Origin of the sequence: Pokkaliibacter sp. MBI-7, assembly GCF_029846635.1 — a bacterium.
Taxonomy (GTDB): Bacteria; Pseudomonadota; Gammaproteobacteria; order Pseudomonadales; family Balneatricaceae; genus Pokkaliibacter.
Window position 1 is genome coordinate 2,511,778 of sequence record NZ_JARVTG010000001.1, and the last position, 20,997, is coordinate 2,532,774.

The 20,997-nt window shown below is 56.4% G+C and carries 18 protein-coding genes; 8 read left to right on the top strand and 10 right to left on the bottom strand.

Annotation, left to right across the window (positions count from 1 at the left end):
• The first annotated feature begins 22 nt into the window (after positions 1–22).
• Positions 23–2,434, top strand: a complete 2,412-nt coding sequence (gene gyrB, locus QCD60_RS11270) for a DNA topoisomerase (ATP-hydrolyzing) subunit B (RefSeq protein ID WP_279785268.1) — start codon at positions 23–25, stop codon at positions 2,432–2,434.
• A 173-nt stretch (positions 2,435–2,607) separates the two neighbouring features.
• Positions 2,608–3,771 (top strand): crosslink repair DNA glycosylase YcaQ family protein, encoded by a 1,164-nt coding sequence (locus QCD60_RS11275; protein WP_279785270.1) that lies wholly within the window; start codon positions 2,608–2,610, stop codon positions 3,769–3,771.
• 99 nt (positions 3,772–3,870) lie between these two features.
• Here the strand turns inward: QCD60_RS11275 and QCD60_RS11280 are convergent, their stop codons facing one another.
• The 4 genes from QCD60_RS11280 to glyQ all read right to left on the bottom strand — a co-directional run bounded on the left by QCD60_RS11280 (position 3,871) and on the right by glyQ (position 8,632).
• Positions 3,871–4,725 (bottom strand): histone deacetylase, encoded by an 855-nt coding sequence (locus tag QCD60_RS11280; protein WP_279785272.1) that lies wholly within the window; start codon positions 4,723–4,725, stop codon positions 3,871–3,873.
• A gap of 232 nt (positions 4,726–4,957) precedes the next feature.
• Positions 4,958–5,509, bottom strand: coding sequence for a D-glycero-beta-D-manno-heptose 1,7-bisphosphate 7-phosphatase (gene gmhB / locus QCD60_RS11285; RefSeq protein WP_279785274.1), 552 nt, complete (start codon positions 5,507–5,509; stop codon positions 4,958–4,960).
• A gap of 112 nt (positions 5,510–5,621) precedes the next feature.
• Positions 5,622–7,679, bottom strand: a complete 2,058-nt coding sequence (glyS, locus tag QCD60_RS11290; protein ID WP_279785276.1) for a glycine--tRNA ligase subunit beta — start codon at positions 7,677–7,679, stop codon at positions 5,622–5,624.
• Positions 7,676–8,632, bottom strand: coding sequence for a glycine--tRNA ligase subunit alpha (gene glyQ / locus QCD60_RS11295; protein WP_279785278.1), 957 nt, complete (start codon positions 8,630–8,632; stop codon positions 7,676–7,678). Before glyQ ends, glyS begins: the two co-directional genes overlap by 4 nt.
• A 591-nt stretch (positions 8,633–9,223) precedes the next feature.
• Between glyQ and QCD60_RS11300 the strand changes: the two genes are divergently transcribed.
• Both QCD60_RS11300 and QCD60_RS11305 read left to right on the top strand, forming a co-directional pair.
• The gene (locus QCD60_RS11300; protein WP_279785280.1) at positions 9,224–9,502 is read left to right on the top strand and encodes a hypothetical protein; all 279 of its coding nucleotides are present in this window, start codon (positions 9,224–9,226) and stop codon (positions 9,500–9,502) included.
• A gap of 15 nt (positions 9,503–9,517) precedes the next feature.
• Complete coding sequence (locus tag QCD60_RS11305; RefSeq protein WP_279785282.1) at positions 9,518–10,147, top strand: AAA family ATPase; 630 nt, start codon at positions 9,518–9,520, stop codon at positions 10,145–10,147.
• A gap of 28 nt (positions 10,148–10,175) precedes the next feature.
• Here the strand turns inward: QCD60_RS11305 and ybaK are convergent, their stop codons facing one another.
• From ybaK to def, 5 genes are all read right to left on the bottom strand, one after another.
• Positions 10,176–10,643 (bottom strand): Cys-tRNA(Pro) deacylase, encoded by a 468-nt coding sequence (gene ybaK / locus QCD60_RS11310; protein ID WP_279785284.1) that lies wholly within the window; start codon positions 10,641–10,643, stop codon positions 10,176–10,178.
• Between the two features lie 21 nt (positions 10,644–10,664).
• The gene (gene trkA, locus QCD60_RS11315) at positions 10,665–12,041 is read right to left on the bottom strand and encodes a Trk system potassium transporter TrkA (protein ID WP_104152927.1); all 1,377 of its coding nucleotides are present in this window, start codon (positions 12,039–12,041) and stop codon (positions 10,665–10,667) included.
• A gap of 39 nt (positions 12,042–12,080) precedes the next feature.
• Entirely contained in the window at positions 12,081–13,391 is a 1,311-nt protein-coding gene (gene rsmB, locus QCD60_RS11320; RefSeq protein WP_279785287.1) for a 16S rRNA (cytosine(967)-C(5))-methyltransferase RsmB, read from the bottom strand.
• Complete coding sequence (gene fmt, locus QCD60_RS11325) at positions 13,388–14,359, bottom strand: methionyl-tRNA formyltransferase (RefSeq protein WP_279785289.1); 972 nt, start codon at positions 14,357–14,359, stop codon at positions 13,388–13,390. Before fmt ends, rsmB begins: the two co-directional genes overlap by 4 nt.
• Positions 14,360–14,436: 77 nt before the next feature.
• The gene (def, locus tag QCD60_RS11330; RefSeq protein ID WP_104152924.1) at positions 14,437–14,958 is read right to left on the bottom strand and encodes a peptide deformylase; all 522 of its coding nucleotides are present in this window, start codon (positions 14,956–14,958) and stop codon (positions 14,437–14,439) included.
• Between the two features lie 228 nt (positions 14,959–15,186).
• On the opposite strand from def, the gene QCD60_RS11335 reads away from it, so the two are divergent.
• The 3 genes from QCD60_RS11335 to dprA all read left to right on the top strand — a co-directional run bounded on the left by QCD60_RS11335 (position 15,187) and on the right by dprA (position 18,004).
• The gene (locus QCD60_RS11335) at positions 15,187–16,254 is read left to right on the top strand and encodes a LysM peptidoglycan-binding domain-containing protein (protein ID WP_279785291.1); all 1,068 of its coding nucleotides are present in this window, start codon (positions 15,187–15,189) and stop codon (positions 16,252–16,254) included.
• Between the two features lie 63 nt (positions 16,255–16,317).
• Complete coding sequence (locus QCD60_RS11340) at positions 16,318–16,647, top strand: DHCW motif cupin fold protein (protein ID WP_279785293.1); 330 nt, start codon at positions 16,318–16,320, stop codon at positions 16,645–16,647.
• A gap of 91 nt (positions 16,648–16,738) precedes the next feature.
• Complete coding sequence (gene dprA, locus QCD60_RS11345) at positions 16,739–18,004, top strand: DNA-processing protein DprA (RefSeq protein ID WP_279785296.1); 1,266 nt, start codon at positions 16,739–16,741, stop codon at positions 18,002–18,004.
• Positions 18,005–18,060: 56 nt separating this feature from the next.
• On the opposite strand, the gene QCD60_RS11350 is transcribed toward dprA, so the two are convergent.
• Positions 18,061–20,148: a GNAT family N-acetyltransferase gene (locus QCD60_RS11350; protein WP_279785298.1), complete on the bottom strand. Its 2,088-nt coding sequence runs from the start codon at positions 20,146–20,148 to the stop codon at positions 18,061–18,063.
• A gap of 196 nt (positions 20,149–20,344) precedes the next feature.
• On the opposite strand from QCD60_RS11350, the gene QCD60_RS11355 reads away from it, so the two are divergent.
• On the top strand, positions 20,345–20,896 hold the full coding sequence (locus tag QCD60_RS11355; protein ID WP_104152919.1) for a Sua5/YciO/YrdC/YwlC family protein: 552 nt from the start codon (positions 20,345–20,347) through the stop codon (positions 20,894–20,896).
• Positions 20,897–20,997: the final 101 nt, after the last annotated feature.

Sequence of the window (20,997 nt, forward strand, 5' to 3'; positions counted from 1 at the left end):
CCATCTTGATCGGGAGTAACCTATGAGTGGCGAAAAGTACGATTCCTCCAGTATCAAGGTCCTGAAAGGACTGGATGCGGTACGTAAACGTCCCGGTATGTATATTGGCGATACCGACGACGGTAGCGGTCTGCATCACATGGTCTTTGAGATCGTGGATAACTCCATCGATGAGGCTCTGGCAGGATACTGTTCGCTGATCGATATTGTGATTCACCCTGATGAGTCCGTGACCGTGTCCGATAATGGTCGTGGCATGCCTGTTGATATTCACCCTGAAGAAGGGGTCTCGGCTGCCGAAGTGATCATGACGGTATTGCACGCTGGTGGTAAGTTCGACGACAACACTTACAAGGTGTCTGGTGGATTACACGGGGTGGGTGTTTCAGTCGTTAACGCCCTGTCAGAAACATTGGAGCTGCGTGTTCGCCGTGATGGCAAGGTGCATGAACAGATCTATCACCACGGCGTACCTAAAGCGCCACTGGGGCAGATTGGCGACACCGATAAAACCGGTACTACCGTACGCTTCAAACCATCCGATCAGACCTTCACCAATATCCTGTTTCAGTACGATATCCTGGCCAAGCGTCTGCGTGAGCTGTCGTTCCTGAACTCCGGGGTTAAGATCAACCTTAAGGATGAACGCAGTGGTCGTGAGGAAATTTTCCATTACGAAGGTGGTTTGAAGGCATTTGTCGAGTACCTGAACAAGAACAAAAACTCCCTGTGTAACGTATTCCATTTCTCTTCCCAGACCGACGATGGTATTGGTGTTGAGGTAGCGTTGCAGTGGAATGACGGCTATCAGGAAAGCATCCACTGCTTCACCAACAACATCCCGCAGCGCGACGGTGGTACACACTTGTCGGGTTTCCGAGCCGCGCTGACGCGTTCACTGAATACCTATATCGAGCAGGAAGGTATCCTCAAGAAGGTCAAGGTTGCGACCTCGGGTGATGATGCCCGTGAAGGCCTGACAGCAATTATTTCCGTCAAGGTGCCTGATCCCAAGTTCTCTTCTCAGACCAAGGACAAGCTGGTTTCATCGGAAGTCAAAACTGCCGTTGAGCAGCAGATGGGTCGTCTGTTCTCCGATTTCCTGCAGGAGAATCCTACCGAGTCCAAATCCATTGTTGGCAAGATGATTGATGCTGCCCGTGCACGCGAAGCTGCACGTAAAGCGCGTGAGATGACGCGCCGTAAGGGCGCTCTGGATATCGCCGGCCTGCCGGGTAAGCTCGCTGACTGCCAGGAAAAAGATCCTGCGCTGTCTGAGCTTTACCTCGTGGAAGGTGACTCCGCGGGCGGTTCTGCCAAGCAGGGTCGTGACCGCAAGACGCAGGCGATCCTGCCGTTGAAAGGTAAAATTCTTAACGTAGAGAAAGCGCGTTTCGACAAGATGCTGAGCTCTGCCGAGGTCGGAACGCTGATCACTGCCCTTGGATGCGGTATTGGTCGTGAGGAGTTCAACGCGGACAAGCTGCGCTACCACAGCATCATCATCATGACCGATGCGGACGTTGATGGTTCTCACATCCGCACACTATTGCTGACGTTCTTCTTCCGGCAGATGTCAGAGATCATTGAACGTGGACACGTCTACATTGCGCAGCCACCCCTGTTCAAGATCAAGCGCGGTAAACAGGAACAGTATCTGAAAGATGAAGCGGCCTTGGATGCGTATCTGACTCAGGGGGCTCTGGAAGATTCCAGCCTGCATGTAAGTGAAGAGGCGCCCGGTATCAGCGGTGAAGCGTTGCAGAATCTGGTGACTGAATACCGTAGCGTCATAGCCATCATTCAGCGCCTGTCACGTCTGTATCCGCAGGAAATCATGAAGCTGGCGATCTATGCACCGGCTCTCAAAGTAGAAGATTTGAAGGAAGAGTCCACAGTACGTATCTGGGGTGATAAGCTGGTGGCAATGCTGGCTGATAACAATCAGGGAAATCGCTACGCTCTGGATGTTCAGTTTGATCCTGAGCGTCAGGAGTATCTGCCGACCTTCATGGTGACCTCGCATGGTTTAACCAACGATCATGTATTCGCGCATGATTTCTTCCAGTCTGGTGAGTACCGTGCCATCGTTGCATTGGGACAGAAGCTGCAGGATCTGCTTGAGGCTACAGCATTCGTCGCCCGTGGTGAGAAGCGTAAACCCGTCCATTCCTTTGAAGAGGCGCTGGACTGGCTGACCGCTGAAGCCAAGCGTGGCTACTCCATCCAGCGTTATAAAGGTCTGGGTGAGATGAATGCAGACCAGCTGTGGGAGACCACGATGGACCCGAGTACCCGTCGTATGCTGCGTGTGTCTATTGAAGATGCCATCGCTGCGGATCAGATGTTCACGACCCTGATGGGAGATGATGTTGAGCCACGCCGAGCCTTTATTGAAACTAACGCACTGAATGTATCCAACCTAGATATCTGATCGGTTAGTTCTTATCGGTATCCGTATCGCAGAAAGGAGGTCAGTTGACCTCCTTTTTGTTTATCTGCTGCTATAACTGGTTACCGCAGTCAGTGGTAATTGTGTTTGGAGCCTTGCTCTTAAGGAATGGCAAGTCGCTCTGACAGGTGAAGCCTGGAACCTAAGAGGATGGTGTGAACGACGTAATATCATTAAGCAAGGACGAAGCAAGAAAACTGATTCTTCATCATCAGGGGCTTTTTGCTGTTTCACGTGGAACAGGTGTGAAGGCGACACTCGACCGTATTCAACATCTGGGCTATGTGCAGATCGATAGTATCGCCGTGGTCGAGCGGGCTCATCATCATATTCTCTGGAGTCGAAATCGGCATTATCGCAGCCAGCACCTGCAGCAACTATTGGAACAGCGGTCAATCTTTGAGTATTGGGGCCATGCTGCAGCGTATCTGCCAATGACTGACTATCGTTTTTCTCTTCCAAGAATGCAGCACTATCATCATGGCGCCAGCCATTGGTTTGATAAGAATCCCAAACTTGCGACAGAAGTACTGGCACGAATCAAAGCTGAAGGTCCATTGAAAGCCAGTGATTTTGCCAGTGCAGATAATAAATCTTCACCCTGGTGGGGATGGTCATCTACCAAGCAGGCACTTGAACAACTGTTTCATGAAGGCAAATTGATGGTGGCTCGACGTGATGGCATGCAGAAGGTCTATGATCTCTGTGAACGGATATTGCCAGAGGTTGTCAATTTAACCCCGCCAACAGAGACAGAATATGGCAGGTATATAATTACTCGCTTCCTTCGTCATCAGGGGCTAGGTAGTAAGGAACACTTCACCTACCTGATGAGAGAAGCCAAAACTGCTATATATGCGGGCCTGGATTCAATGCTTGAGGACGATGAACTGCAGCAGGTAAAGATTGGCGAAGAGATGTTTTACACCTTGCCTGATGCATTGGATTGCCTGAATCGCCCCCTGAAGCAAGGGCTCAAGATCCTGTCACCGTTTGACAATCTGCTGATCCAGCGACAGCGTGCCCAGCGCTTTTTTGATTTTGATTACCAACTTGAGTGTTATTTACCTGAGTCGAAACGCCGGTATGGTTATTTCAGTTTGCCACTACTATGGCGAGGCCGTCTGGTAGCCAGAGCAAATATCAAGGCAGTGCGGAAAAGTTCGGTGCTACAGGTAAGTGAGGTTTATCTGGGTGACGTTGGACCAAGAGCCAGAAGCAACTTCCTTGCAGCACTCGAGGAGGCATTAGTTGAATTTGCTCAGTTCAATGGCTGTGAAACAGTGTCAATGACGTCCATGCAGCTAATTGAAGGCTAGCAGGCATTTCTGAAAACTGTGCCTGTATGGCCAGTTCGCTTATTCCCCGGCTGTTTCACGTGAAACAGGAGCAGTGCTGCTGTTCACAGGTAAGCTGGATCAAAGGCCATATTCCTCAAACAGCCGATATGCGGTCTTATGCAGCAGACCATGGCGTTGGGCAATCTTTTTGTGATCATGGTCGTAACCACCACCGATCACGCAGGCAATGGGGATCTGTTGCTCCAGTGCCAAGCGGATCACATACTCATCGCGCTGAATGATGCCGTTATCGGTGAGCATCATTCTGCCCAAGCGATCATCCCCATGCACATCACATCCCGCGTCGTAGAGGATGATATCTGGCTGCTCTGCCTGCAGTATGATTGGTAGCTGAAAGCGTAGGATATTCAGATAGGCGCTATCCGACAGACCGTCTTCCAGTTCAATATCCCAGTCACTTTGCTGTTTGATAAACGGATAGTTGAGCCGGCCATGCACAGAGCATGTGACCGTTTCGCGGTGTTCAGCCAGAATGGCGGCTGTGCCATCACCCTGATGCACATCGAGATCAATGATCAGTACCTTGTCTACCCTGCCTGATACGATGAGTTGCCGGGCGCAGACTGCGAGATCGTTATAGATACAAAAGCCGCTGCCATGACCGTAAAACGCATGGTGGGTTCCTCCTGCCAGGTGACATGCGAGTCGGTTCTGTAACGCCAGCTCAGCGGTCAGCACTGTTCCTGCGACTGCTGTCGCTGTGCGGTCTACGAGTGCTTCGCTCCAGGGGAAGCCAATGTGCTTGAGCGATTTTAGCGGTAGCTGACCCTCGGAAAATTGCTCAATGTAGAGGGGGCAATGTGCCAGCGTCAGAATCTCCACATCGCAGCGGCCCACGGGGGCATAGAGGTTGTTGGCTTTGATCAATTGCTCACTTTGCAGATACTCATACAGCAGCCGGAATTTTGGCATGGGAAATCGGTGCCCCGGCGGGAAAGGAATGCTGTAGACAGGGTGATAAACCAGAGGTAGTGGCATGTGTTTGCGTTTGTATTAGACAGGACAGAGAGTAGGTAGATAGTTTAGACGTGTTCCACGTGAAACGGGTATTTGTGTGTAATGCCTTCCGGCATGCTGATCAGCAGAAGCATTTTGGTTGTTGCAGCTGTTCCACGTGAAACAGCTGCGTCCATGCTGGCTTTAATTAACTCTTATTAGAGTTCAGCAGGCTGTCTGCCACGGCGCTCAGATCATCCATGACGGTAATCTGCCAGTCACTGGGCAGTCCTTTGGCGATGTAGCGCTCACCCTTACCGGTGCGGACCAGATAGGGTATGCACCCCAGGCTCATACCTGCTTCAAGATCGCGCAGGGTATCACCAACCACGGGAACCTGTTGCAGATCGGGCAGATCAAAGTGACTAGCAATTTGCTGGAAAAGCCCAGGCAAGGGTTTACGGCAATCACAGTCATCATCCGGACCATGAGGGCAATAGGCGATCATATCCACGGCGCCGCCCTGCTGCTGTACCAGCTCGCGCAGCTTGTCATGCATGGCATCCAGAGTGGCCTGGCTGAAATAGCCTCGTGCCAGACCAGACTGATTGGTTGCGATGGCAATGGCATAGCCTGCCTTACTCAGACGAGCGATAGCCTCAATCGCACCCGGAATGGGAATCCACTCCTCAACGGTTTTGATGTAGTGATCGGAGTCCTGATTAATGACTCCATCACGATCCAGCACGATCAGTTTCATGTTCTATTCCGTTTGGCTTGCCGTGATCTATTAGAGGAGGTGCTCTGTGTTTATCCTAACAAAAAGGCCAGCACAATGGCTGGCCTTTTGTTTATCCCTACCTGATCGCTTCTCAGGCGTTCAGGTGAGAGATATCCGCTACCTGCAGGAACAGGCTGCGCAGGCTGTTGAGTAGCGCCAGACGGTTACTACGTACCGCCAGATCGTCACACATCACCATGACATCGTCAAAGAAGGTATCGACAGGAGCACGCAGAGCAGCCAGCGCAGTCAACGCTTCGGTGTAACTGGCAGACGCAAACAACGGGGTTGTTTCTGCGGTCAGTTGCTGTACCGCGGCATACAGTGCCTTTTCAGCATCATCCTGCAACAGGCTTTCCTGCACGCCCTGCTCTGCATTCAAGGCGTCGACGTTCTTGCTCAGCAGATTGGATACGCGTTTGTTGGCTGCCGCTAGGGCTTCGGCTTCGGCCAGCTGACTGAAGGCAGCCACTGCACGGGCACGACGACTGAAGTCCAGCGGACGGGTTGGGCGCAGAGCCAGTACTGCTTGATACACCTCGGCAGACATCCCCTCATCTTCAAACCAGGCGCGGAAGCGCTCCAGCATGAAGTCCAGTACCTTGTCGGCCAGCCCTTCTGCTGCAGGCAATGAAGGATGCTGAGCCGCAGCCTGCTGCAACAGCTCCAGCAGATCCAGATCCAGTTCTTTCTCTACCAGAATGCGTAGTACACCCAGTGCCGAACGACGCAGGGCAAAGGGATCCTTGGAGCCTGTTGGAGGCTGGTTAATGCCGAACAGGCCTGTCAGCGTGTCCAGACGATCGGCCAGAGATACAGCTGCACCGGTCAGCGTGACTGGCAGCTGGTCTCCCGCAAAACGAGGCATGTATTGCTCGTCTTGCGCTTTGGCCACTTCTTCCGCTTCGCCATCGTGAGTGGCGTAGTGATAGCCCATCAGGCCTTGCAGTTCGGGGAATTCCAGCACCATGTTGGTGACCAGATCGCACTTGCTCAGCATTGCTGCACGGGCAGCCCACTCGCTGTTATGGCCCAGTTGACGGGCGATCAGTCTGGCGACTGCTGCTACCCGTTCCGCCTTCTGATACAGGCTGCCCAGATCTTTCTGGAAAACGATGTTCTTCAGCTTTTCCTGATGGTTGGCCAGCGGTTGTTTCTTGTCAGTATCAAAGAAGAACGCGGCATCGGCCAGACGAGGGCGAACCACTTTCTCATTACCGGCGATCACCTGTGCCGGATCTTTCGACTCCAGGTTGGCGATGGTAATAAAGCACGGTAGCAGCTTGCCCTGAGCGTCGGTGACGGTGAAGTATTTCTGGTTGCTTTCCATCGTAGAAATCAACGCCTGCGCTGGCACCTGCAGGAAGTGCTCTTCAAAGCGTCCGGTCAGCGCGACAGGCCACTCGTTGAGGGCGGTAACCTCATCCAGCAGATCGGTATCAATCTTGGCGGTACCACCGACTTTGGCAGCCTCTGCCAGTACCTGCGTGCGAATATGCTCGCGACGAGCCTCGAAGTCAGCCATAACATAGCCGGTCTCCTGCAGGACGCTGGCGTACTCCAGAGGGCTGTTGAGGCTGATGTGGTGGTTGTAATGGAAACGGTGGCCGCGTGTCTCACGACCGGACTTCAGCCCCAGCACGTCGCAGTCGACCACTTCATTGCCCAGCAGCATCACCAGCCAGTGTACCGGGCGGACAAATTCCACGCGGCTGGCACCCCAGCGCATGCGCTTGGGAATGGGCAGCTTGTCGATGGATTGTTGCAGCAATTCAGGCAGGATACTGGCCGTTGCTTTGCCCTGCTCCAGACTTTTGTAGACGTAGTAGATCCCTTTGCCGGTATCGACCTGCTCCAGATCGTTGATGGTCACCCCGCACGAGCGGGCAAAGCCATCCACCGCTTTTTCTGGCGCAGTAGTGGCAGGCCCGCGGCGCTCGACCTGACGATCAGGTTGGGCGGTGGCGAGATCTTTGATAATGAACGCCAGACGACGGGGAGCGGCGTAGGTTTTCACTTCACCATGGGGTACGCCAGCCGCGGCCAGACCATTGATAACGCTGCCTGCAAAGGCATCACGCAGGGTGGTCAGCGCCTTGGGTGGCAGCTCTTCGGTACCGAGCTCGACCAGCAGGTCCAGTTGACTCATTTGTTTTCCTCCGCGAATTGGGCCAGTACTTCTTCACGCAATGCCGGTGTTGCCAGCGGGAAGCCCAGTTTGCGACGGGCGTGGAAATAGGCGTGGGCAACACCACGGGCCAGAGTTCGTACGCGCAGGATATAACGTTGACGCTCGGTCACCGAGATAGCGTGACGGGCATCCAGCAGATTGAAGGTATGGGAGGCTTTCAGCACCATTTCATAGGCGGGCAGCGGCAGCTCCACTTCCAGCAGCTTGTTGCACTCCTTCTCGTAATGGTCGAAGTTGGCGAACAGCGTGGGAACATCAGCGTACTCAAAGTTGTAGGTAGACTGCTCCACTTCGTTCTGGTGATAGACATCCCCGTAGGTCACGATGTTGCCATCGGGCGCTTTACACCAGATCAGGTCATAGACGGAGTCGACGCCCTGCAGATACATGGCCAGACGTTCCAGGCCGTAGGTGATTTCACCGGTAACCGGATAGCATTCCAGACCGCCAGCCTGTTGGAAGTAGGTGAACTGGGTCACTTCCATACCGTTCAGCCACACTTCCCAGCCCAGACCCCAGGCACCCAGCGTGGGGGACTCCCAGTTGTCTTCGACGAAGCGTACATCATGGATGGAGGTATCCAGACCCAGTGCACGCAGAGAGCCAAGATACAGCTCCTGGAAGTTCTCGGGTGATGGCTTCAGCACCACCTGAAACTGGTAATAGTGCTGTAGACGGTTGGGGTTTTCGCCATAGCGGCCATCGGTAGGACGACGGCTGGGCTGAACGTAGGCCGAGCGCCATGATTCCGGGCCAAGGGCACGCAGGAAGGTGGCAGGATGGAAGGTACCGGCGCCGACTTCCATATCCAGCGGCTGCACAATGACGCAGCCTTGGTCGGCCCAGTATTGTTGCAGAGCCAGGATCAGGCCCTGAAACGTACTGATATCAGGAGTTGCTGGGTTGGTCACAGAATCACCATGAAAGAGTGGGTTTTGGCCAAAAAAAGTGGCCACAGTATACACTATGGGCAGCTTGCGCCCTAGCAGCGAAGTGCACGGGGGTCAAGGCTTGACAACCGTTTTTGCCAGCGCTGCAACACTCGTGTTATCCACAGCATAAAAAATACTGGACAATCATCCACAGGGTTGGATGGAGATACAGTATTTTTATAGAAAATTATTTATAAACAATAGTTTAAGTGGATTTTGTAAATTTCTGTCTGTGGATAAGCTTTGGATATCTTGGGAATTAACTGCGGAATAATACCTTTTTTATATTTCAGGACGCGCGAAGGTTGTGTGTAGAGATCACGTTTGCAGCTTGATCTTCCTGATGTCAGCCGTTTGGGTTCCGAGACATGTGTGCCTCAGGCACCTTATCTACCGTAAGGTAAGACCATGGCTCAATGCTGTCTTCCACAATCCGCTGCCCGAATTATTCGCTCCTGGCATTGTCCGGTGGGCTGAAAACGCATTGCTTTCACAACCCGCCTCGGAAGGCGGCAAAATGTGAAACTCTCCCCCTGCTCCCTCTGAGGCTTTTACTACCAAGGAGGAGTTATGTCAGACACTCACCACACCGCCATGCATTCGCACGCCGTGTTAGACCTTATTGCTCGGGCCGACCGTGCTATCAGTAACGAAGACTTTTCATCGTTACTGACGTTCTATGCCGAAGATGCCACTCTGGTACTAACGGGCTCCCTGACGGTCAGAGGCAGGCATGCTATTGCTGAAGCCTTCGTGGCCGTCGCCCGGCATTTTAATCACAGTCTGCAGGTCACACAGGGGCCGATGAAGGTGATTGAAGGTGCCGGTACGGCGCTGGTACTGGCTTAGACTCAACTGCGCTATTTGGATTCACAGGGCCAGGTTCAGAGTAAAACCCGCGAAGCAACCTACGTCTTCCGCTTCGATACCACCGACGGGTGGTTGTGTGTGGTGGATAACTCGTACGGCACGGCCTTGTTACACCCGCCTTCCCCACTGGCCATCATCAGGCCGCAATTGCATGGGCTGTGTGGCAAGATCGCGTCAGGCAAATCGACCCTGGCGATGCAGCTGGCACACCAGCAGCAGGCGATATTACTGGAAGAGGATCGCTGGCTGGCAACGTTGTATCCCGGGCAAATCAATACCCTGCCCGATTACGTGCGTTGTGCTGCGCTGCTTAAAGAGGCGCTACGGCCGCTGGTGCTGGCGTTGCTGGGAGCAGGTATCAATGTGGTGCTGGATATACCGGGGAATACAAGTCAACAGCGGGCATGGCTGTCCGCACTGGCGGAGCAGGCGGAGGCGGAATTTATCCTGCACGTGCTGGAGACCGGGGACGAGGTCTGCAAGGCTCGCTTACGTCAGCGCAACGCTGAAGCAAGTCATGCCTTCCAGACCAGTGAGGCGATGTTTGATCGAATCAGTGCTTATTTTGAGCCACCAGAGACTGACAATCTGACCTGCCAGGTGATTCGTCATCGCCCGGACTGAAGCGGGTGAGCTGCACTCAGGCGCGTTGTTAGCGGGCGATATCGCCCCACTGCCCCTGACTCAGGGTAAGCAGATCAGCGCCTGCCAGCTCAATTTCCAGACCCCGGCGGCCGGCGCTGACATAGATGGTGGCAAAACCCTGTGCACTGTTATCAAGGACCAGAGGCAGGCGTTTCTTTTGCCCCAGCGGGCTGATGCCGCCGACGATGTAGCCGGTCGCCCGCTCGGCTTCGGCGGGAGGCGCCATATCGGCTTTTTTGGCTTTGAGGACCGTGGCCAGGGCTTTCAGATCCAGCTTCTTGTTGACCGGTACCACGGCGACGGCCAGCTGTTTGCCATCCAGCTTGGCCAGCAATGTCTTGAACACCTGCTCCTGTGCCAGCCCCAGCTTGTCAGCGGCTTCCTCGCCAAAGGATTCGGCGCGCGGATCATGGTTGTAGCTGTGCACGGCAAACGCAATCCTGGCCTTTTCTGCCTGTTTGATGGCGGGGGTCATGGCACGTCCTCTGTGATTGACTCAAAAGAAGGTGAAGTCGACCTGGAACAGGCGCTCGACCTCGGCAATGTATTTCTTGTCGACCAGGAACAGAATGACGTGATCGTCGTTTTCAATGACCACGTCATCATGGGCGATCAATACTTCGTCACCCCGTACCAGGGCGCCGATGGTGGTGCCCGGTGGCAGGCGCAGCTCGCCGATAGTGCGGCCGACGACCTTGGAGGAATAACGATCGCCGTGAGCAATGGCTTCCATGGCTTCGGCAGCGCCACGGCGCAGGGAGTAGACGGCAGCCACGTCGTGGCGCCGTACATGGGTCAGCAGGGTGCCGATGGTGGTCTGCTGAGGTGATATGGCGATATCGATCACCCCGCCCTGCACCAGATCGACATAGGCCGGGTTGTTGATCAGGGTCATGACGGTACGGGCCCCCAGCCGCTTGGCCAGCATCGATGCCATGATATTAGCCTCGTCATCGTTGGTCAGTGCGCAGAACACGTCACAGTCTTCGATGTTTTCATCCAGCAGCAGCTGACGGTCAGACACGCTGCCGTGCAGGACGATGCTGTTGTTGAGGCGGTTGGCCAGATGACGGCAGCGGTCGAGGGTGCGCTCGATGATCTTGACCTGATAGTTGTGTTCCAGTCGTTCGGCCAGCCGGGCACCGATATTGCCGCCACCGGCGATGACAATCTTGCGGTAAGGACGATCAAGGCGGCGTAGCTCGCTCATTACCGCGCGGATATCTTCGCGCGCAGCAATCAGGAAGACTTCGTCATCGACTTCAATGACGGTATTACCCTGCGGCGTGATCGGCGCTCCCCGGCGGAAAATCGCCGCTACGCGGCAGTCGACCTTGGGCATGTGCTGACGTAACTGAGCGATTTCCTGCCCTACCAGCGGGCCGCCATAGAACGCCTTGACGGCCACCAGCATCAGTTTGCCTTCGGCGAAATCCAGTACCTGCAGTGAGCCGGGGTGCTGAATCAGGCGATAAATACTGCGGGTGACTTCCTGCTCCGGGCTGATCAGCACGTCGACCGCGATGGCTTTCTCACCATAGAGCGTCTCGCGCTCGGTCAGGTAATCACTCTCACGTACCCGGCAGATTTTCTTCGGGGTCTTGAACAGGGTCTTGGCGATTTGGCAGGCCACCATGTTGACCTCATCACTGTTGGTCACCGCAATCAGCATGTCGGCATCTTCACAGCCGGCTTCAGCCAGAACGCTGGGGAAGGAGGCCTTGCCTTCCACCGTGCGGATATCCAGATGGTCCTGCAGCTCACGCAGGCGTTTGACATCGGTATCCACCACCGTGATGTCGTTGGCTTCACTGGCAAGGTTTTCCGCCAGTGTGCCGCCAACCTGTCCTGCGCCGAGAATGATGATCTTCATAGAGTTCCTGTCAGCGAATGGTGCCTGTTGCAGGGGTTATCAGCAGGCTGCCCGTTTGTGCAGCAAGGCGTAAAAGAATCCGTCATGACCCTGTGAGGTCGGAAACAGCTGGCGACCGCAGGACTGTTCAATACCCCAGTCGACCTGCAGAGGCTGTACCTGGACATCGTCGTGGTCACGGCTGAAGCGTTCAATGATGCGATTGTTTTCCTGCGGTAATACCGAGCAGGTGGCGTACACCAGACGGCCTCCCGGCTTCAGCATCGACCACAGATTGGCCAGAATGCGCAGTTGCAGCTCGGCCAGCTGGCCAATATCTTCATTGGTGCGCAATGCCTTGATATCGGGATGACGGCGAATGACACCGGTGGCCGAGCAGGGAACATCGGCCAGAATGGCATCGAAGTATTGCTGATCCCACCAGTCCTGTTCTGCCGCATCGCCACACATCAGCTCGGCGCCCAGTTGCAGCCGTTCCAGCGTTTCCTGAGTACGCTGCAGGCGTTGTGGATCAACATCCATGGCGACCACTTCCACTTCATGACCTGCGGCGCTGGCCAGTTCCAGCAGATGAGCCGTTTTGCCACCGGGGGCGCAGCAGGCATCCAGCAGACGCTCGCCGGCCTGGGGGGCAAGCAAACCTGCTGCCAGCTGTGCCGCTTCGTCCTGCACGCTGACCAGGCCGTCGTTGAAGCCGGGCAGTTTGTTGACATCAACCGGCTGTTCCAGCGTCAGCCCGACCGGACTGAAGGGTGTAGGCTGTGCTGCAATCTCTGCCTGCTGTAGCAGTTGCAGGTAATCCTCACGACTGCCATGGGCCAGATTGACTCTCAGGGTCATGGGCGGGCGTTCGTTGTTGGCATCCAGAATGGCTTTCCAGTGCTGTGGCCAGGCGTGGGCCAGCTTGGCAATGAACCAGCCGGGATGGACATGATCAAACTCGGGCTTGCCTTGCAGGGTGGCGATGATGTCACCCTGATCGCGCTCAAAGCGGCGCAGAATGCCGTTGACCAGACCGGTAGCCCATTGCTTGTCGATCCCGCGGCAGATTTCCACGGTCTGACTGATGGCTGCATGGGAAGGAACCCGGGTGTGCATCAGCTGATACAGGCCCAGCTGGATGATCAGATAGACATCCAGATCACGGCGCTTGAATTTCTTCATCAGCAGGTAATTGGCGATGGCCTGCAACTGTGGTTGCCAGCGCAGCACGCCATAACTCAGCTCCTGTAACAAAGCCTGATCGCGGGGATCACTGAGCGGTTTGGCGTGACCGAGGGCGGCGGTCAGAGAGTGGCCGCCTTCAAGGACATCCAGCAGTGCCAGTAAGGCTTCCTGACGGGCGCTCATGTCTCTGTCTCCTGCTGGCCAAAACGTATGCCTGGAGTGAAGTCACTGGCACGAGAGTTGAGTACATCGGCGACGGCCATAGCACGGCTGCCGGGAAGCTGGATATGGGTCAGGCGCAGGGCACCGTCACCACAGGCGATCAGCAGACCCTGACGATCTGCCTGCAACAGCGTACCGGGAAGCTGGCCATGCTGGGTCACTTCGACGGCAGCTGCCAGTACCCGAATGCGTTTATCACCGATATCGGTATAGGCCACCGGCCAGGGATGCAGGCCGCGTACCTGACGGTCTAGCTGGGTGGAGGGTAAACGCCAGTCCATCATGCCTTCTTCTTTTTCCAGCTTGTGGGCATAGGTTGCCAGAGCATCATCCTGCGTTTCACCTTGCAGTGGCCCTTCCGCCAATTGTTCCAGTACCTGCAGCAAGGCGTCTGCGCCCAGCGAGGCCAGTCGGTCATGCAGGGTGCCGCTGGTTTCAGTTGTGCTGATGGGGGTGAAGACTTTCTGCAACATGGGGCCGGTATCCAGACCTGCTTCCATCTGCATGATGGTCACTCCGCTTTCGCTGTCGCCTGCCAGCACCGCACGATGAATCGGTGCCGCGCCACGCCAGCGTGGCAGGATGGAGGCATGGACGTTGATGCACCCAAGACGCGGAGTATCCAGCACTCCTTGCGGCAGAATCAGACCATAGGCCACGACCACCATCAGGTCGGCTTCCAGGCTTGCCAGTTCCGCCTGGGCCTCAGCGTTGCGCAGGCTCAATGGCTGGTAAACCGGTATATCATGCTGCTGTGCCAGCTGCTTGACCGGGCTGGCAGTGAGCTTCTGGCCACGTCCAGCAGGCCGGTCGGGCTGTGTATAGACTCCGATCACCTCATGGCGGCTGGACAGAACGGCCTGCAGATTAGTGGCGGCAAACTCGGGCGTGCCGGCGAAGACGATGCGAAGGGGCTTGGATGTGCTCATGGTTCTCTGAATAGAACAACAGGTTTACTCACGGTAAACCTGTTTGTTCGGGTCGCCAAGTGAAATGGGGAGATAGATCAGGCTTCCGCTGCCTGACGATGCTGCTTTTCCAGCTTCTTGCGAATGCGGTTGCGCTTGAGCGGAGAAATGTAGTCGACGAACAGCTTGCCTTCCAGATGATCCAGTTCGTGCTGGATGCAAACAGCCAGCAGGCCATCAGCTTCCATCTCGAATGCCTTGCCATGACGATCAATGGCTTTGACTCTGACCCGCTCGGGACGGGTCACTTCCTCGTAGAAACCGGGTACTGACAGGCAGCCTTCCTGCATGGTTTCCAGCTCATCGGTCAGAGGCGTGACTTCGGGGTTGATAAAGACCAGCGGCTGATCGTTTTCCTCAGAGACATCAATAACTACCAGACGCTTGTGGAAGTTGACCTGACTGGCGGCCAGGCCAATGCCGGGAGCCTTGTACATGGTCTCGAACATGTCATCGATCATGGTCTGCAGTTGAGGATCGCTGATCTCTTCTGCCGTGAACGATGTGGCTTTGGTGCGCAGGCGCGCATCGGGAAATTCCAGAATTTCGAGTAGTGCCATAGGTGTAACCCTGTCAAAGACGGTACAGCGCCGATAAATCCTGCCATCACAGGGCGTTGCCACGTCCGCAAACAGCGCTGAAGCACGACGAACGGGACTTATAGCGACGATTTATTGGCTAAAATTTGATTAATTTCTATTATATCGGCAGCATCCTAACAATTCATCCGAAGGTTACAGTTCCCTGCCCTTGCCTTCCGAGCCTCACTGGCCAACAAAGGACCTGTTATGCGCAAATTGCTGATCTCCGTGCTGTTGTGCTTTTCAGCAGTGGTGTACGCCGAGCAACCTGCGTTAAAGAACGATGCACCGACGGTGTATCAGGTGGTCAAGGGAGACACACTCTGGCATATCACTGGTCGCTTCTTCTCCAATCCCTGGCTGTGGCCAAAAATCTGGGCCAAGAACCCACAGATCGCCAATCCGCACTGGATTTACCCTGGCGATGAAATCTTTCTGGTCAAGGTTAATGGTCAGCCCAGGCTGGCGCTCAAGCGGGGTGATGCCTATCTGAAAGCCACGGGCTCCGGTGTCGGCGACAAGGTCAAACTGCTGCCGCAGATGCGCGTAGCCAATCTGTCACCCGTGCCGACATTGCCGGTGGAAACCATTGCTCCCTTCCTGCGCAGCAGTCTGGTCATCAAGCCCGGTGAGCTGGACAAGGCCCCCTACGTGGTGGGTACAGATGATCAGCGTTTGCTCAGTGCGGCAGGTCAGCTGCTCTATGTCCGTGGCACCTTGCCCTATGATGAAGGTGAATGGCGTCTGTATCGTCCAGGCTCGATGCTGACCGAGAATCTGGGTGAGAAGAAGATCGCCTACGGTCAGGAAGCCAAATACATTGCGACACTGAAGCTGGAAACGGAAGCCGAAAGTGGCGATATCCATAAGTTTGAAGTCCTGCATGTAGCCGAAGAGATTCGTAGCGGCGACCGGCTGGTGAAGATGCCCGCTGACGATCCTTATGCTCCCTTCGCGCCTTCCTACCCTGCTGATCCCGACGTCAAGGGACGCATCCTTGCCGTGCCTTCGGGCGTGGCCTACACCGGCCGCAACGATATAGTTATCCTTAACGTCGGTGAAGATTCGGCACTGGAGCCGGGCAATATCTTGCAGATCAATGCCGCAGGGGAACAGGTCAAGGATCCTTTTACCAAGGAAGTGGTCACCCTGCCTGATTCACGGGCCGGGGTGCTGATGGTGTTCAAGGTTTTTGATCACACCAGCTACGCGCTGGTCCTGAAAGCCGAGCGTACCCTGCGCGTGGGCGACAAGGTCGTCTCGCCTGACTACTGATCAGCCCTGATTGCGAGCACACGCTCAGCGGACACCAATAGCACTTGGCGGGAGACCAGTGTCATGCAGATGCAGAATATTCCCTTTGTCACCACGACCTGGGATGACGTGGAGCGTACTGAACACCTGGGCGTTACCGGGGTGGCCTACTGGCAAACCCGGAGCTTTGGCGATATTCGAGTACGGATGGTGGAATACACACCCGGTTATTTGGCCGATCACTGGTGCAGCAAAGGGCATGTCCTGCTGTGTCTTGAAGGTGAACTGCATACCGAGCTGGATGATGGCCGCACCTTTATTCTGCGCGCAGGCATGAGCTATCAGGTTGCGGATCAGGCGGAAGCCCATCGCTCCAGTACCGTGACAGGCGCCAGACTCTTTATCGTTGACTGAGTTTATCGTTGACCGAATCACAGGGCTGATTCTTCCCTAGAACTTATGCTGAGAGCCAGGATGGCTCTCCCCTGACCAAGGAAGGTTGTCGATGTCTGCCAATACGTTTCTCCCTCATCTGATCTGGCAGAGCCTGCCTCGTTGTGGCAATCGCCTGTGGCTGAAGCTGGCTGAGGAATGGCCAGACTGGCCGCGTCCTCTTCTGGATCCGCCCGCTGCCCTGCTTAAACAGTTACCCAGAGATGCCGCTGCCATGCTGAGCAGCCGCGGCCTCACAGGTGTGGCCGCACCCTGGCAGGCCGAGCATGACAGGGTACAGAGCTGGCTATCGGCCAGTGATCGCCATCAGTTGCTGTGCTTTGAAGATGACCAGTACCCACCGCTACTCAAACAAATTGATGATGCACCACCCCTGTTGTATGTGCTGGGAGACGTTGCTGTCCTCAATCATCCGCAACTGGCTATCGTCGGCAGCCGCCATGCCAGCCATCAGGGTATTGGCAATGCCCGCCAGTTTGCCAAGGACATTGCCAGTCAGGGACTGGCCGTCACCAGTGGTCTGGCACTCGGCATCGATACCGCTGCCCACGAAGGCGCCCTAGCCGGGAATGGCATCACGCTAGCCGTACTGGGGACGGGTGTGGATGTGCTCTACCCGGCACGTAATCGTAGTCTGGCGGCGCAGATCACCGAACAGGGCGGAGCCCTGGTATCTGAGTTTCCCCTTGGGACGACTCCGCAGCGCTCGCTGTTCCCCAAGCGTAACCGGCTGATCAGTGGCCTCAGTGTGGGCACCATTGTGGTGGAAGCCGCACTGCAGAGTGGTTCATTGTCCACAGCCCGTCATGGCATGAGCCAGAACCGTGCCGTCTTTGCGATTCCCGGTTCCATCCATAATCCCCTCAGTCGTGGTTGTCATGCGCTGATCCGGGAAGGCGCCACCCTGCTGGAAAGCACTGAACAGATTGCACAGGAAGTGACGTCATTGCTGGCTTTTCACTATCAGTACAGCCAGTACGCCGTACCACGGCAGCCACAGAGAGCTGAGCACGTGATGGAAACTGAACCCGTTTCAACGGCGGGCAGAGAGGATGTATTCAAGGCGGTTGCGCCTGAACCTGTACTCGTTGCGGGGCACTTATCGCCAAAATCAGGTGAGGAAAACTGCGGATTAGCAGAGAAGTTAGTACCTGCTCACCCGTTGTGGCGAGTGCTGGATGATCTGCCGCGACCACCGGATCAACTGGCGGAGCTGGCTAATCTGGCCATAGAAGAGGTGCTGGGGCAGCTGCTGCAATGGGAACTGGAAGGCCGTGTGGTGCTGGAGCCCGGCGGCTACAGCCGTTTTGTTGGCTGAGGTTTGTGGGTTGAGTCGCTGTTGCTGCAGGCGATGGACTGCTAACCCTGAAGCTCCTACTCCAGCCAGGTCAGTAACACCTGTGCCTGTCGCCGCAGCAGCTGACTGAGTGGTTTGCCGGGCGAGCATGCCAGACGCTGGCAGAGTAGCGTTTCGTCGCACTGCTGCAGCACCGCGCCGATCAGACCAAGACAGGCCTGTGCGTCTGCTCCACGCTTCAGTGCCAGCAACAGCAGGCGCTTCAGTGCGCCGCGGCTGAGCAGCAGATCGCGATTACCCCGGGTGAAAGCCTGCAAATCATCACGGTCCTGCGCACTGAGCGATACCGCGGGCAGATCGGCCACCGCCAGCAACTGATGCAGCAGTGCGGGTTCAGCGCGCTGCAGCGCGCCATTCAGCAGTTCAGGTAACTCGTAGAGGAAGCGCCGGCGGGCATCCTGCACTAACGCATGGCCGACGGAGTTGAGAGGCTTCAGCACCATCACAGCATATTCACCACTGGCCGCATCGCGCGTCAGGCCCAGCCGCACCACGCAATACCCTGCCTTTTGCCAGAAGCGCAGCAGATAGTCGGTAGCGCCAAAGCTGCTGCCAAGGCAGTCCAGGCCCTGGCGGCGGGCGCGTTGCTCTATATCCTGCAGCAGCTGCAGACCGATCCCCTGTTGACGCAGATTGGCAGCGACGGCCACCCGCATGATCCGGCCGTATCGTAGCTGCCCGCTGTGACGCAGTCCGCAGTGGAACAGCAGTGACTGCGGCAGCAACTGACCTTTGGGGCGGCGTTGTCCCAGCCACACGGCTTCTGCCAGTGAGGGCTCAAGCGGCCCCTCCTGCACCAGCACCGCGGCTCCCATCACCTGCCGGGTGGCTGACACCGCCAGTGTGGTCTGGCACTGCGGGTCTTCCAGCAGTTGCTGCAGATCACTGGGTGTGGTGCGGTAATGAGCCTGTACCAGCAGCCCGAACAGGCCGTGCAGCAGCGCCTCATCGCTGGCCAGCACTTCGGCACGGGTCTCCTGGATGAGTGCGGTTGGGGTTGTTAGAGCGTGATCAGTGGCGAGAGCATGAGGCTCGGCATCCAGCAGCAGCCACTGGCGGATCAGGGTTTCCAGCGGATCATGGTCACGCCAGCGTATCGGCGTACTCAGGCTGATACCCTTCCATGCCGGCGCATGCTGATTGAGATAGTCGACAAAGCGCACCGCAAAGCCGCGCCCCGTACCTTCGTAACCATGTACGGTGGATGCAAAAATCACCCGTGGATAGCGCTGCAATAAGGTCTGTAACACCGCTGCAGGCAGGCTGGCGGCCTCATCCACCAGCAGTAAAGCCGCATCCGGCAGCTGGTCGAGCAGTTGATCCGGGCTGATATAGCGCAATAGCTCAGCCTGAGTCGCACTCAGATGACGCTGAGCCTGGGCCAGCACTTCGGCACAGGCCGCCTGCCGGGGGGCGGTCACAAGAATTGGCTGCAGCGCCGCCATACCCAGATGGATCAGCCGTGCGGCGGCCAATCCCAGCGCGCTGGATTTACCCCGCCCCCGATCTGCCTGAATGACCAGTGGTCGCCGTGCCCGTCCTTGTGCGGTCCTGATAATCCGTTGTACCGCAATGGCCTGATCTTCACTCAGACAATCAGGGTCGCTGCTGAGGTGATGGTCAGCTTGCCGCGGCGGCTCCTTGAGCTGCGGCGTGCGCTGACGTTGCGCCTGGATCAGCCAGACATGAGAGTCAACTGCCAGCAGACGCAGCAAGCGCTGATGAAAAGCGCCCTGCTGCTGCCATTGCTCCGACGGTGGTAGCAGCCAGATAAACACCCCCCCTGCGGTCACCAGCCCACTGGCAGCCGCCAGCGCATCGATATCCAGAGCCTGACGACTATCGAAAATGACACACTGGCGCTCCTGCCCAAGCAGCAGGCTGGCGGCGCGTAAGGTCTTGCACTCGCAATGGTCAAGGTGGTCCGGGCCGAGATAAAGCGGCTGGGGGGGCAGCGCCGTTTGCCAGTGCTGCAGCTGCAGAGTGATCCACAGCGACTCGCCCTGCAGGATGACAGGTAAGCGATGACCATGACTGGCTGCCCGCTGGAGCCAGTCATGCAAGGCCGTGCCGTCTGTCAGGTGATCTGTGTGGGATAAAGTCATAGGTATTATCTGGGGCTGTGTACGGTTTTGCGGTTGGCAGAAGCGCCCAGACTAACGAGCAAAGCGCAGGACGCCAAGCACCCATTACCGGTTTACCGGGGAGCCCTGCTGACCGCTCCACTGATGGCCGCCTGCCCCATGGCCCGGCAAATTGCGCTAAACTGTGCGCTTTCCCGCATTGATGTGACCGACGCTGATGAATCTGTATATCCGACAGGCCGTTCAGGCACTGCGTGCCGGCGGCGTAATTGCCTATCCGACGGAAGCGGTTTGGGGGTTGGGCTGTGATCCCTGGAATGCCAGTGCCTTTGCCCGCCTGCTGGAGGTCAAGCAGCGCCCGCCGGAGAAAGGTGTCATTCTGGCGGCTGCCAATCTGGAGCAGATCGCTCCGCTGCTGGTTGGGCTCAATGAAGACCAGATGCAGATGCTGCAGGCCACCTGGCCCGGTCCCAATACCTGGATCATGTCTGACCCGGAAGGCTGGATACCTGACTGGATCAAAGGCAAGCACAACAAGGTCGCCGTGCGGGTGAGCAACCATCCGCTGGTGCGTGAATTGTGTCAGGCCTGGGACGGCCCGCTGGTGTCCACCTCTGCCAATCCTTCCGGCGTGGCTCCGGCACGCAGCCGGCTGCGGCTGCAGCAGTATTTTGGCTACGGTCTGGATGCCATCGTGCCCGGTGCTCTGGGTGGACAGGCTCAGCCATCACGTATTCGCGATCTGGTCACCGGCACGGTACTCCGCTAGTACGGCTGACCAGCCGCAATGGATGAAAATCGAGCGACAGTGCGCCTGAGCAGGTACAATAGCCGACCCTCATCCCGACAGTCCCTGTGACGACCCCTGAC